A 12,756-nucleotide genomic window follows, 5' to 3' on the forward strand; every position below is an offset into this window, starting at 1 on the left:
GCGCCGCCGCTTTGCCGAACCCGGGGCCGCGCCGGGCGGGCTCAGCCGAGGTCGCCCTGTGCCGCGCCCGGCGCGTTCGCCTCGGCGAAGACGCCCACCTGCTCGGACGCCGGTGACGGCGGCTGCTCCATGAGCGCCTGGATCGCGGACCTGCGCTTCTCCAGGCCCACTTCGTCGATGCTGATCCGCCGCCGGTTCCGGCTCTTGTCTTCGGTCATGCTCGGCAACCGTAGTGAGCCGCACGTCAACGCGGGGCAACGGCACCGTCTTGTTTGGGCGCGCTCGCCCCGGCCGGACGGCGTCGCGACCTGGTCTGTTCCGGTTTTCCGCCATCGAGGTCGGCGGCCGGACCCCATGGTGGCCCGTCCCCCGGCTGCCTAGCGTTGACCCTCGTGATCAGTCTGAAGGGTTTGACCAAGCGGTACGGCGACCGGACGGCGGTGGACGACCTGTCGCTGGAGCTCAGACCCGGCGCGGTGACCGGGTTCCTCGGTCCCAACGGCGCGGGGAAGTCCACCACGATGCGGCTCGTCCTCGGGCTCGACCGGCCCTCGGCGGGCACGGCGCTGGTCGGCGGCGTGCCGTACCACCGGATCAGGAACCCGCTGCGGACGGTCGGCGCGCTGCTCGACGCGCGGGCGCTGCACCCCGGGCGCAGCGGCCGGGCGCACCTGACCGCGCTGGCCCGCAGCAACGGCATCCCCGTGCGGCGGGTGGCCGAGGTGCTGGAGAGCGTCGGCATGGCCGGCGCGGCGAACCGCCGGGCCGGGGCGCTCTCGCTCGGCATGAGCCAGCGGCTCGGCATCGCCGCCGCGCTGCTCGGCGACCCGGCGGTGCTGCTGTTCGACGAGCCCGTCAACGGGCTCGACCCCGACGGCGTGCGGTGGGTGCGCCGGCTCATGCGGTCGCTGGCCGCGGAGGGCCGCACGGTGTTCGTCTCCAGCCATCTGATGAGCGAGATGCAGCTCACGGCCGACCACCTGGTGGTGATCGGCAAGGGCCGGCTGATCGCCGACGCGCCCCTGGCCGAGGTCATCGGGCGCAGCTCGCTGACGGCCGTGCTGGCCCGCACCCCGCACGCCGGGGAACTGGCCGGACGCCTGCGCGCCGCCGGGATCGCCGCCGAGCGCGTCGCCGAGAACGAGGTCGTCGCCATCGGCGCGCCCGTCGAGCGGGTGGGCGACCTGGCCTACGAGGCCGGGATCAGGCTGCACGGCCTGCGCACCCGGGAGGCGTCCCTGGAGCAGGCCTATCAGGAGCTGACGGAGAGCAGCGTGGAGTACGGGACGACGGAGGCGGGCGCGTGACGGCGGCGTTGTGGCAGGCGGCACGGGCCGAGTGGGGCAAGTTGTGGTCGGTCCGGTCCACGTGGTGGTGCCTGGCCGGCGCGGCGGCGCTCATGGTGCTGACCGCCGTGGCCCTGGCCGCCGCCGCGGCCACCGACGCGGTGCGAGAGGGGGTGCGAGAGGGGGTGCCCGGCGCGCGGGTGACGGCGAGTGAGTCCGTGGTGTCGGCCACGTCGTTCGTGCAGTTCGCGCTGGTCGCCCTGGCCATGCTGGCGATCACGTCGGAGTACTCCTCGGGCGGCATCAGGGTCACGCTGCAGGCCACGCCGGTGCGCGGGCTCGTGCTGGCCGCCAAGGCGCTGGTGGTGGCGCCGGTGATGTTCGCCGCCGGGGCGCTGTCGGGGGCGGTGGCGACGGCGGCGGTCTACGTGGTGCTGCAGGCCGACGCGTTCGGCGGGCTGGTCGCGCTGCCGTTCGGGGAGGCCGTGCGGGACGTGACGGGCGCGGGCGTGTTCTTCGCCCTGGTGGCGGTGACGACGCTGGGCGCCGGGGCCGCGATGCGCAGCGCGGCGGGCACGCTGACCGTGGTGTTCATGCTGCTCCTGGGCCTGCCGCTGGTGCTGCTGATGACCGGGAGCCAGGCGGCGCTGGACGCCTCGCTGCGCATGCCGACGTTCGCCGGGCTGGCGTTCATGGGCAGCGTGGACAACCTGACCGGCGGGCCCGTCCCGTACTCGGCGGGGGAGGGCCTGGCCTGGCTGCTGGCCTGGGCGGCGGCGGCGCTGGCGGCGGGCTACGCCGTGCTGCGCCGCCGCGACGCCTAGACTTCGGGCCCGTGTCGGACAACTTCGGGCCCATGCCGGACAACCGGGATAACACCGGCAGCCGGGCGGTGAAGGCGCTGGTGGGGGTGCTGGCCGGCATGGCGCTCGGCGCGGTCGAGCTGGCTTTCCTCTGCGCGGCCTGGCCCGCCTGGCTGGTCCCGGCCGCGCGCCCCCTGGCCCGGCGCGGCGCGGCGCGGCTCATGGCGCTCGAACGCGCCCGGCTGACCCGGTGGTTCGGCCACCCCGCCCCCACCCGCGACGGCGGTTACGCCTACCTCGCCGCCCGCGCCGCCCTGGGCGTGCTCGGCGGGTACGGCTGCGCCGTCGCCCTGTTCGTCGGCGGCCTGCTGCTGGGCGGCGGGGCGTGGGACCTGATCACCGGCGGCTCGGACCCCGTCCCCGTCGAGCTGCCGGGCGTGCGGATCGTCACCACCGGCGGCATGCTCGGCCTGACCGGCGGCGTGGCCCTGCTGACGGTGACCGCGCTGCTCGCCCTGGCCGCCGGCGTGCTCGAACGCCGCCTGGCCGCCCACTTCCTCGGCCCCGGCGGCCGGGAGCTCATGCGCCGCCGCATCGCCGAGCTGACCGCGACCCGCTCGGGCATCGTCCGGGCCGTGGACGACGAGCGCCGCCGGATCGAACGCGACCTGCACGACGGCGTCCAGCAGCGCGGCGTGGCCCTGGCCATGCTGCTCGGCCGGGCCCGGCACGGCCGCGACCACGACCGGACCGCCGAGCTGGTCGACCAGGCCTACGCCGAGTCCCGCCGCCTCCTGGACGAGCTGCGCAGCGTCGCCTGGCGCATCTACCCCACCGCCCTGGACGAGCTGGGGATCGAGGCCGCGCTGGCCGGCGTCGCCGAACGCTCCGTCGTGCCGGTCACCGTCCACTACGGGCTGTCGGCCCGGCCCGCCACGGAGATCGAGACCGCCCTGTACTTCGTGACCAGGGAGGCGATCACCAACGCGGTCAAGCACGCCCGCGCCCATGACATCCTGGTCGTGGTGGGCGAGGACGAACGGACGGTGAGCGTGGCGATCTCCGACGACGGCGGAGGCGGCGCCGACCCCGCGGGCGGCGGCCTGTCCGGGCTGGCCCGCCGGGTCCTGGCGCTCGACGGCGCGTTCACCGTGGACAGCCCGCCCGGCGGCCCCACGAAGATCGTCGCCACGCTGCCCAAGGAGCCGCCGTGCGGCTGATCCTGGCCGACGACTCCGTGCTGCTGCGCGAGGGCCTGACCCGGCTGCTCGCCGAGGCCGGGCACGAGGTCGTCGCGGCCGTGGGCGACGCGCCCGCGCTGCTGGCCGCCGTCGCCGATGACCGGCCCGACGTGGCGGTGATCGACGTGCGCATGCCGCCCGGCCACAAGGACGAGGGGCTGCGGGCGGCCCTGGAGATCCGCGCGCGGTGGCCCGAGGTGGGCGTGCTCGTCCTGTCCCAGTACGTCGAGCCCCACTACGCCGCCACCCTGCTGGCCGGGCCCGCCGAGGGGCTCGGCTACCTGCTGAAGGACCGGGTCTCGGAGGTGGCCGACTTCCTCGACTCCCTCGACCGCGTACGCGCCGGCGGCACGGCCTTCGACCCCGAGGTGGTGCGGCGGCTGCTGGCCCGCACCAGCCACGCCGACCCGCTGAGCCGGCTCAGCCCGCGCGAGTCCGAGGTGCTGGCCCACCTGGCCCAGGGGCTGGTCAACGCGGCCATCGCCGAGCGCCTGCACGTCTCGGCGTCCACCGTGGAGAAGCACGTCAACGCCATCATGGAAAAGCTCGACCTGCCGCGCGACACCGGCTACAGCAGGCGGGTGCTGGCGATCCTGCGCTACCTGGAGGGCTGACCCGCAGACCGGGCCGGCGGTCACACGTCGATCACGCGGGGCAGCGCCGGCGGGTTCGGCCGCGGCCGCCACTCGCGCGGATAGCCGAGCGAGACCTCCATGAACGGCACGCCGTCGTGGTGGGTCAGGCGCGGGATGTGCAGGTGGCCGTACACGACGGCGGCGGCGTCGTGGTCGAGGTGCCAGCGGGCGGTGCGTTCGGTGCCGCACCACTGCGCGAACTCCGGGTGGGTGAGCACCCGCGTCGGCTCGCGGACCAGCGGATAGTGGTTGACCAGCACGGTCGGCAGCCCCGGCGGCCGGGCGGCCAGCCGCGCCTCGGTGTACTCGACCCTGGCCGCGCACCAGGCGTCCCTGCCGGGGTGGGGGTCGGGGTGGAGCATGACCTCGTCGGTGCAGACGATCCCCGCGTCGTAGGCCGTGCGCAGGGCCTCCTCCTTGGTCGTCGCGCCCTCCGGACGCCAGGTGTAGTCGTACAGGACGAACAGCGGCGCCACGGTGACCGGGCCGCGCGCCCCCTCCCACACCGCGTACGGGTCCTCCGGCGTGAGCACGCCGAGATCGCGGCAGAGCTCCACCAGGTACCGGTAGCGCTCCTCGCCGCGCAGCCGCACCGGGTCGCGGGCCGGCGTCCACAGCTCGTGGTTGCCGGGCGCCCACACCACCCGCGCGAACCGGTCGGCCAGCAGCCGCAACGCCCAGGCGATGTCCGTCGTCAGCTCGCCGACGTCGCCCGCGACGAGCAGCCAGTCGCCGTCCGACCCGGGGCGCAGCTCCTCGACGAACGCGCGGTTGTCGGGATGGTGCACGTGCAGGTCGCTGACGGCGAGCAGGCGGGGAGCGGTGATCACGTCTCGGATCGTACGCCGCCCGCGCCGCGACGTGGCGCGGGGTCCACCGGCAGGTTGATCATCCCGGCGGCGGGTAGGTACGTCACCTGCCCGCACCCGGAAGAGGACCGCCATGACGACCGCGCCGACCCTCGTGCTCTCCGACGGCCGCGCCATGCCGCGCCTGGGCCTCGGCACCTGGCCGATGGACGACCGCCAGGCCCGCCAGGCCGTCGGCCACGCGCTCACGCTCGGCTACCGGCTGATCGACACCGCCGCCAGCTACGGCAACGAGCGCGGCGTGGGCGCGGCGGTCGCCGAGTCGGGCGTGCCGCGCGAGGAGCTGTTCGTCACCACGAAGCTGCGCGGCGCCCAGCACGGCTACGACCTGGCGCTGCGCGGGTTCGAGGAGAGCCGGTCCCGCCTCGGCCTCGACCACGTCGACCTCTACCTCATCCACTGGCCGCTGCCCGGCCACGGCCTGTTCGTCGACACCTGGAAGGCGTTCGTCCGGCTGCGCGAGGAGGGGCTGGCCCGCTCGATCGGCGTGTCCAACTTCACCCCGGAGCAGATCGAGCGGGTGGTCGACGCCACCGGCGTGTGGCCCGCGGTCAACCAGGTCGAGCTGCACCCCGGCTTCCCGCAGCCCGGCCTGCTCGCCTGGCTCACCGGGCACGGCGTGGCGACCGAGTCGTGGAGCCCGCTCGGAGCCGGCGGCAAGCTGCTCGACGACCCGGCCGTCACCGAGGTCGCCGCCGCGCACGACCGCACCCCCGCCCAGGTCGTGCTCCGCTGGCACGTGCAGCTCGGCGCCGTGCCGATCCCCAAGTCGGCCGACCCCGGGCGGATGCGCCACAACCTGGAGGTCTTCGACTTCGAGCTGTCGGCCGAGGAGATGGCGCGCATCTCGGCCCTGGGCGGCGGCGGCAGCCGCCTCGGCGGCGACCCCGACCACCACGTGGAGCTGTGACTCCACCAGCCGCCCCCGGTCAGCGTTCGTAGACGATCCTGCCGTCCACCATCGTCATCGCGACCGGCACCTCGGGCAGGTCGGCCGGGTGAGCGTCCAGCAGGCTGTCGTCGAGCACGCACAGGTCGGCGACCTTGCCCGGCTCCAGCGAGCCCTTCCACGACTCCGCGCCCTCCTGCCAGGCCGGGGTGCTGGTGTAGGCGCGCAGCGCCTGGTCCAGGGCGAGCCGCTGGTCGCGCGCGCCCTCGACGGCCCACCGGGTGGCGGCCGCGGCCACGCCGTGCCGCCAGTCGGGGGTGAGCATGGGGGCGTCGGAGCTGAGGCTGAGCCGTACGCCGGCGGCCAGCGCGTCCCGCACCGGCCAGGCGTGCCCGAGCGCGGCCTGGCCCAGGGCGTCGCGCAGCATGGGGGAGGCGGCGGCGGCGATGCCCGGCTGGGTGGTCAGGCCGATGCCGGCCGCGGCCATCGTCTTGAGGGTGTCCGGATGCAGGACGTCGCCGTGGACGAGGTAGTGGCGCCGCCCGGGGGCTCCGGCCAGGGCGCGGGTGACCGTCCGGGTCGCGCGGCTCCCGGTGGCGTGCACCGCGACCTGGTGCCCGGCCGCGGCGGCGGTCTTGATCATGGTCGTCAGGGCGGTCTCGCGCTCGTCCTCCGAGCCGCCCTCGACCAGCGGGGCGCCGTGCGTGCCGTCCTCGTACGGCTCGTCGCTCCAGGCCGTGCGCATCGGCGGGATGCCGTCGGCGAAGATCTTCACCCCGGCCACCTTGAACCAGCCCGGCACCTCGGCGGGCGGCGTCAGGTCGCGCAGCCCGGCGACCAGGTCGGGCAGTGAGCTGCGCCCGTCCACCTCGGCGAACAGCAGCAACGCGCTCACCCGCGCCTTCAGCTCGCCCCGCGCGGCCATCCCGGCGTACTCGCGCAGGACCTCGACGCCGAAGCGCCCGCCGCCGTCGTGCTCGCAGGGGCCGAGGCCGGGCTCGGTGTAGCTGGTGATGCCCAGGGAGGCCAGCAGGTCGCCGGCGCGCAGGATCGCCGCCCGCCGCTCCTCCTGCTTGCCCAGCCGGGAGTCGGGCACGAGGTCGGCGGCGCCGGTCAGGCGGTCCAGCAGCAGGTCGGGCCAGCGCAGGCCGAGCCACGCGCCGTGCAGGTGGCTGTCGTTGATGCCGGGCAGGACCGATCTGCCGCGCAGGCGCACGACCCGCGTCCCCGGGCCCACCATGGCCTGGACCTGCAAGGGAGTGCCGACCCTGACGATGCGTCCGTCCTTGATCGCGATGCCGGACGCGAGATGGCCGGCCGCGTTCATCGTGTGGACGACGCCGCCGGTCATGACCAGATCCGCCGACCTGTTGTCAGCCGCAGATTTCATATCCGCTCCGCTCTGGACACTCTCATTTCCATCCGCATAACGTACATGGAATCAGATACGATTTCGTGCCGGGAGGTGACGATGCCTCTACCTTTCGAGGCACGGCGCATCATCGATCGGGCCCCTCGCGGACCGGCGCACGCGCCGCCGGCCGCCGCGGCCGACGACCGCCGCCGGAGCCGCTGATGGGCGCTCCCGCGGACGACGTCCTCGACGTACGGGGCCTCAGCGTCTCCAGGGGAGAGGTGCCCGTCGTGCACGAGGTCAGCCTCGGCGTCGCGCCCGGCACGGTCACCGTGCTGCTCGGCGCGAACGGCGCGGGCAAGACCACCCTGCTCGACGGCATCGCGGGCCTGGCCCCCGCCGCCGGCACGGTCGCCCTCGCCGGCACGCCGCTGACCGGCCTGCCCACCTACCGCCGCGCCCAGGCCGGACTCGGGTACGCCGAGCAGGCCCGCACCGTGTTCCGCACCCTCACGCTGGAGCAGAACCTGCTGGTCTCCGGCGACGGCGACCCGGCCATGGTCTACGACATCTTCCCCGAGCTGGACCGCAGGCGCACCCTGCCGGCCGCCAACCTGTCCGGCGGCGAGCAGCAGATGCTCGTCATCGGCCGGGCGCTGATCGCCGGGCCCAAGGTCGTCCTCATCGACGAGATGTCGCTCGGGCTCGCGCCGGTCGTGGTCCGCCGCCTGATGGGCTCGGTGCGGGAACTGGCCGAGCGGGGCATCGGGGTGCTGCTCGTCGAGCAGTTCGCCAACCTGGCGCTGGAGATCGGCGCCCGCGCGTACGTGCTGCGCAAGGGCCGGGTGGTCTTCGAGGGTCCGTGCGAGGAGCTGCGCGGGGCGCAGGACCGGCTGCACGAGTTGTACTTCGGCGCCGTCACCGACGACGGTCTCGCCCGGGCGGCCGGCACGGAAGGCGGGAGCTGATGAACGTGCTGCTGAGAACCTGGGGTCCCGGGCTGGGGCTGGCCGTCGCGGCGTGCGCGGTGCTGCCCTGGGTGCTGCCGCCGTACTGGATCTACCTGGCGATCGCGGCCGTGGTCAGCGGCGTGCTCATGCAGAGCTACGGCGTGATCGTCGGGCGGGCCGGGGTCATGTCGCTGTGCCAGATGTCGTTCGCGGCGATCGGGGCCTGGGTGGTGCTGCGGCTGAACCTGGCCGACGCGCCCGGCGGCTTCCTGCTGTGGCTGGTGCTCGGCGGCCTGGCGGCCGTGCCGGTGGGCGTCGCGATCGGGCTGCCCGCGCTGCGCATCCGGGGCGTCAACCTCGCCGTCGTCACGCTCGGCTTCGCCGTCTCCACCGACATCGTGCTGAACGCCAACCAGTTCCCCGGCACGACCGAGCTGAAGACGCTCGTCCGGCCGGAGCCGTTCGCCTCCGACGCGGCGTACTTCGTGCTGGCCATGGCCGTGTTCGTGCTGATCGCGATCGGCCTGGCGCTGGTCAACCGGACCAGGATCGGGCGGTCGTGGCTGGAGCTGCGGCACTCCGAGCGGGCGGCGGCGGCGCACGGCATCTCCGTGGCCCGCAGCAAGCTCACGGCCTTCGCCATCAGCGCGTTCATCGCCGGCATCGGGGGCGGGCTGATGGCGGGGCAGCTCGGCCTCGTCGTATCCGGAAATTTCGCGATGATGCAGTCGCTGGCGCTGTTCGCGGTCGCCGTGCTCATCGGGCCGCACAACACCGAGGGCGCCGTCCTGGGCGGCATCTTCGGCGCGGTCATGGCCACGGTCCTGGAGAAGCTGCGCCTGCCGCAGGACCTCGGCGGCATCCTGTTCGGCGTCATGGCGATCTTCGCCCTGCGCAGCGGGGTCAGCCAGACCGACTTCACCCGCGCCCGCAGGCGCGAACGGGCCGCCCGTCCGCTGCTGGAGGCCGCGTCCGCCGCGTCCGCCGAGGAGCCCGCCCCGGTTCCTCCGGCGGCGGGCGAGGGGAACGTGCTGGAGATCCGCGGGCTGAGCGTGCGGTTCGGCCAGGTCGTCGCCCTGGACGGCGTGGACCTGACCGTGCCCGCCCTCGGCGTCTGCGGCCTGATCGGCCCGAACGGCGCCGGCAAGTCCACGCTGATCTCCGCGGTCACCGGCTTCGCCGCCCGCTACGAGGGCTCGGTCGTGCTCGCCGGGCAGCCACTCGACCGGCTCAGCCCGAGCGTCAGGGCCCGGCGCGGGCTGCGCCGCACGTTCCAGACCACCGCCATCGCTCCGGAGCTGACGCAGGAGGAGTACCTGGCGATCGTCGCCGGGCGGCGCCTGCCCAGGCAGGAGGCGGCGGAGGTGCTGCGCTTCTTCGGCTGCCCGCCCGGCGAGGTGCCGGTCTCGATCCTCGACGCGGGCACCAGAAGGCTGCTCGACGTCGCCGCCGCGATCGCCGCCAGGCCGAAGGTCGCGCTGCTCGACGAGCCGGCCGCCGGCCAGTCCGCCGCCGAGTCGCTGCGGCTCGGCCACCGCCTGGCCCAGGTCCCGGCCCGCTTCGGCGTGTCGATCCTGCTGGTGGAGCACGACATGGATCTCGTACGAGCCGCCTGCGGCCAGGTCACGGTGCTGGACTTCGGGCACGTGATCGCCTCGGGGCCGACGCTCGACGTCTTGGACGCACCGGCCGTCAGGGCCGCCTACCTCGGCACCGTCTTGGAGGAGACATCGTGAAACGCGTACTCATGGCCCTGCCCGTCCTCGGCCTGCTGACCGCTCTGACGGCCTGCTCCGGCGGCTCGGGCACCGACGGGCCCATCAAGGTCGGCGCCGTCAACGGAGTCACCGGCCTGTTCCAGACCCCCGAGGTGCCGCAGGCGGTCAAGGCCGTCTTCGAGGAGGTCAACAAGGCCGGCGGGATCAACGGCCGCAAGATCGAGCTGATCAGCAAGGACGACGCGATGAACCCGCAGCGCTCCACGGAGGCGGCGCGCGAGCTGATCGACTCCGAGGAGGTCGTCGCGTTCGTCGGCTCCTCCAGCGCCGTGGACTGCGGGCTCAACCGGGCCACCTACAGCAAGGCGCAGATCGTCTCGATCCCGGCGGTGGGCGTGGACCCGGCCTGCTTCACCAGCCCGAACATCGCCCCGGTCAACCCCGGCCCGTTCAAGCTGCTGACCGCGATGCTCTACTACGCCTCCGAGACGCTCAAGCACGACAAGGTGTGCCTGGCCTTCACCGTGCTGCCGGGCAGCGGCGGCGGCATCGACGCGGCCGTCAAGGAGTGGAGCGACATCACCGGCAAGACGCTGGCGGTCAAGGACACCTCGGTCGGGCAGGGCGACCCGACGCCGTACCTGGTCAAGCTCAAGAGCGGCGGCTGCCAGGCGGTCGTCTACAACGCCCAGGTCGGGCCCTGGTTCGCCCAGGCCAAGACCCAGGGCATGCAGGACGTCGACTTCATCCTCATGGCCAACGCCTACACCGACGCCAACGCCGCCCTCATCCCGGCCGGCATGAAGGCCCAGGCGGGCACCGAGTGGCAGCCGTACACCGACGAGACGCTGCCGGGCAACGAGCGATGGGCGAAGATCGTCAACGACAACAAGATCCAGAAGACCGCGTTCAGCCAGGGCGGGGTGATGGCGGCCGACGTGTTCGTCCAGGTCCTCAAGACGATCAAGGGGGACGTCACCCGGGAGTCGGTGACCAAGGCGTTCAAGTCGATGCAGCCCATCACCTACCCCATGGTCGGCACGCCCTGGGTGTTCGGCCCCGGCCAGACGCACAACCCCATCGAGGGCAGCCGCTTCGTCAAGGCCGAGAACGGCAAGTGGACGGTGCTGCCCGAGGGCTTCATCGTCCCGAAGCGGAACGGCTGATGCTCGACTCCGTGGTCGCGGGCCTGACCAGCGGCGGCGTGTACGCGCTGCTCGGGCTCTGCGTCGTCCTGACCTACCGGCTCGTCGCGGTGGTGAACTTCGCGATGGCGGCCGTGGGCGCGATGGGCGCCTTCGTCATGGTCACCCTCACCGACGCCGGCCTGAACGTCTGGCTCGCGCTCCCGCTCGGGGCGCTGGCCGGCGGGCTGGTCTCGGCGCTGCTCGGCCTCGGCCTGGTGCGCTGGTTCGGCGAGCACGACCTGCGCACCAAGGCGGCCGTCACCGTGGCGGTGTTCGTCGCGCTGATGTCGGTCGGGCTGCGGCTGTTCGGCAACAACACCAGCGGCGCGCGGCGCTTCCCGCAGCCGTTCGACGCGCCCGCCTTCACCGTGGGCGAGGTGGTCGTGCCGCAGGCGGTGCTGGTGTCGCTGTCGTTCGCGGTGCTCATCACGGTCGGCGTGGGGCTGCTGCTCGGGCGCACCCGGGTGGGGCTGCGGCTCCAGGCGCTGTCGGAACGACCGGCCACCGCGCAGGTCGTCGGCATCCCCGCGCCCCGGCTCGCGCTGGCCGTCTGGGTGGCGATCGGCGCGGTCAGCACGCTGGTGATCGTCCTGGTCGCGCCGCGGCTCGGCGGCGACTTCTCCACGCTGGGCAACCTGGTCACGACCGCGCTGGCGGTGGCCATGGTGGGGGCGTTCAGCAGCCTGTGGCTGACGCTGGCCGGCGGGCTGCTGCTGGGCTGCCTGGAAGGGGTGACGGCGTCGCTGGAGGCGGTCCAGCAGTACCGCGGGGTGCTGCCCTTCCTGGTGATGGTGGCGTTGTTGTGGTGGCGTAGCCGTCACCAGGTCTGGGACTCGGAGGCGAACGTATGACGGTCAAGGTCCCCCAGCGCCAGATCGGCGCGCACGGCCCCGAGGCGTCGGTGCTGTCGCTGGGGTCCTGGCACACCTACGACCGGATGGACTTCGGCGCTGCCGTCGAGCTGCTGCGGCACGCCGTGGAGATCGGCGTCACCCTGTTCGACGTGGGCGTCTACGGCCTGCCCGGACAGCGGCCGGTCTTCACCGACGTGCTCTTCTCGGCCATGGTCAGGGCCGCCGGCCTGGCCCGCGAGGACTACCTGCTCTCGGTCAAGCTCTGGCTCGACGACCACCCCGGGCGTCCGCTGCGCGACCAGCTCGAACGCGCGCTGCTGCGGGCCGGCACCGACCACGCCGACCTGGCCGTGGTCGGCGACGTGCACCGGGACGACCTCGACCTGCGCCGCCTGGCCCGCGAGCTGGCCGCGCTGGAGGCCGAGGGGCTGCTCGGCTGCTGGGGCGTCAACAACTGGTCGGCCACCTCGATCCTGACCATCCGCAACCACGCCCGCGACCTCGGCTCGCCGGGGCCGCAACTGGCCCAGCTCAAGTACAACCCGTGCCGCCGCTCGATCCCGGAAGGGGTGCCGTTCTCCGAGGTGTTCGACGCCGGCGTCTCGCTGCAGGCCAGCGACGTGCTCGAAGGCGGGCTGCTGGCCGGCAAGGAGAGGCCCGCCCGGCCGGTCTTCCCCGACCCCGGCGGCGTGCGCGCGCGGGCCGCGACGGCCGCCGCCGGGCTGGCCGAGGTGGCGGCCGCGCTGGAGGCGACGCCCGCGCAGGTGTGCGTGGCTTTCTGCCTCACCCATCCGGCGGTGGCCAGTGTGCTGTTCGGCGTCACGAGCACGGCCCAGCTCGCCGACAACGCGGGCGCGCTCGCCCTGCTCGACCGGGTCGGCGCGGCGCGGCTGCGCGAGCTGGCCGCGCCGTTCTGGGCCGACGCCGACACGGTGGACCCCGAAGGCCCCTGACGGTGTCCCGGCCACCG

The 12,756-nt window shown here is 74.0% G+C and carries 13 protein-coding genes; 10 read left to right on the forward strand and 3 right to left on the reverse strand.

Going from position 1 to position 12,756, the window contains the following annotated elements; all coding sequences use genetic code 11:
• Window positions 1-41: 41 nt before the first annotated feature.
• Complete coding sequence (locus AB0C33_RS11255) at window positions 42-218, reverse strand: hypothetical protein (protein WP_358286146.1); 177 nt, start codon at window positions 216-218, stop codon at window positions 42-44.
• Between the two features lie 174 nt (window positions 219-392).
• Here AB0C33_RS11255 and AB0C33_RS11260 point away from each other — a divergent pair, with 174 nt between their 5' ends.
• The 4 genes from AB0C33_RS11260 to AB0C33_RS11275 are packed head-to-tail and all read left to right on the forward strand — an operon-like array spanning window position 393 to window position 3,944.
• Window positions 393-1,307 carry an ATP-binding cassette domain-containing protein gene (locus AB0C33_RS11260; RefSeq protein ID WP_358286148.1) on the forward strand — a complete coding sequence of 305 codons (915 nt, stop codon included), beginning with the start codon at window positions 393-395 and terminating at the stop codon, window positions 1,305-1,307.
• Window positions 1,304-2,110 (forward strand): ABC transporter permease, encoded by an 807-nt coding sequence (locus AB0C33_RS11265; RefSeq protein WP_358286150.1) that lies wholly within the window; start codon window positions 1,304-1,306, stop codon window positions 2,108-2,110. The genes AB0C33_RS11260 and AB0C33_RS11265 overlap by 4 nt, the downstream gene beginning before the upstream one ends.
• Before the next feature lie 11 nt (window positions 2,111-2,121).
• Window positions 2,122-3,309, forward strand: a complete 1,188-nt coding sequence (locus AB0C33_RS11270; protein WP_358286152.1) for a histidine kinase — start codon at window positions 2,122-2,124, stop codon at window positions 3,307-3,309.
• On the forward strand, window positions 3,300-3,944 hold the full coding sequence (locus AB0C33_RS11275; protein WP_358286154.1) for a response regulator transcription factor: 645 nt from the start codon (window positions 3,300-3,302) through the stop codon (window positions 3,942-3,944). The genes AB0C33_RS11270 and AB0C33_RS11275 overlap by 10 nt, the downstream gene beginning before the upstream one ends.
• Before the next feature lie 20 nt (window positions 3,945-3,964).
• Here AB0C33_RS11275 and AB0C33_RS11280 read toward each other — a convergent pair whose 3' ends face one another.
• Window positions 3,965-4,792 carry a metallophosphoesterase gene (locus AB0C33_RS11280; RefSeq protein ID WP_358287545.1) on the reverse strand — a complete coding sequence of 276 codons (828 nt, stop codon included), beginning with the start codon at window positions 4,790-4,792 and terminating at the stop codon, window positions 3,965-3,967.
• A 115-nt stretch (window positions 4,793-4,907) separates the two neighbouring features.
• Between AB0C33_RS11280 and AB0C33_RS11285 the strand changes: the two genes are divergently transcribed.
• Window positions 4,908-5,744, forward strand: coding sequence for an aldo/keto reductase (locus AB0C33_RS11285; RefSeq protein WP_358286156.1), 837 nt, complete (start codon window positions 4,908-4,910; stop codon window positions 5,742-5,744).
• A gap of 19 nt (window positions 5,745-5,763) precedes the next feature.
• Here AB0C33_RS11285 and AB0C33_RS11290 read toward each other — a convergent pair whose 3' ends face one another.
• Window positions 5,764-7,113: an amidohydrolase family protein gene (locus AB0C33_RS11290; RefSeq protein WP_358286158.1), complete on the reverse strand. Its 1,350-nt coding sequence runs from the start codon at window positions 7,111-7,113 to the stop codon at window positions 5,764-5,766.
• Between the two features lie 185 nt (window positions 7,114-7,298).
• Here AB0C33_RS11290 and AB0C33_RS11295 point away from each other — a divergent pair, with 185 nt between their 5' ends.
• From AB0C33_RS11295 to AB0C33_RS11315, 5 genes are read left to right on the forward strand one after another with little or no spacing between them, the layout of a single operon-like run.
• Window positions 7,299-8,045, forward strand: coding sequence for an ABC transporter ATP-binding protein (locus AB0C33_RS11295; RefSeq protein ID WP_358286160.1), 747 nt, complete (start codon window positions 7,299-7,301; stop codon window positions 8,043-8,045).
• Window positions 8,045-9,763 carry an ATP-binding cassette domain-containing protein gene (locus AB0C33_RS11300; RefSeq protein ID WP_358286162.1) on the forward strand — a complete coding sequence of 573 codons (1,719 nt, stop codon included), beginning with the start codon at window positions 8,045-8,047 and terminating at the stop codon, window positions 9,761-9,763. The genes AB0C33_RS11295 and AB0C33_RS11300 overlap by 1 nt, the downstream gene beginning before the upstream one ends.
• Window positions 9,760-10,911, forward strand: coding sequence for an ABC transporter substrate-binding protein (locus AB0C33_RS11305; protein WP_358286164.1), 1,152 nt, complete (start codon window positions 9,760-9,762; stop codon window positions 10,909-10,911). The genes AB0C33_RS11300 and AB0C33_RS11305 overlap by 4 nt, the downstream gene beginning before the upstream one ends.
• Window positions 10,911-11,783 (forward strand): branched-chain amino acid ABC transporter permease, encoded by an 873-nt coding sequence (locus AB0C33_RS11310; protein ID WP_357707625.1) that lies wholly within the window; start codon window positions 10,911-10,913, stop codon window positions 11,781-11,783. Before AB0C33_RS11305 ends, AB0C33_RS11310 begins: the two co-directional genes overlap by 1 nt.
• A complete protein-coding gene (locus tag AB0C33_RS11315; RefSeq protein WP_358286166.1) occupies window positions 11,780-12,739 on the forward strand; it encodes an aldo/keto reductase in 960 nt (319 codons plus the stop codon). Before AB0C33_RS11310 ends, AB0C33_RS11315 begins: the two co-directional genes overlap by 4 nt.
• Window positions 12,740-12,756 lie beyond the last annotated feature (17 nt).

The sequence above is a fragment of the Nonomuraea sp. NPDC048881 genome, assembly GCF_040649795.1.
Taxonomy (GTDB): Bacteria; Actinomycetota; Actinomycetes; order Streptosporangiales; family Streptosporangiaceae; genus Nonomuraea.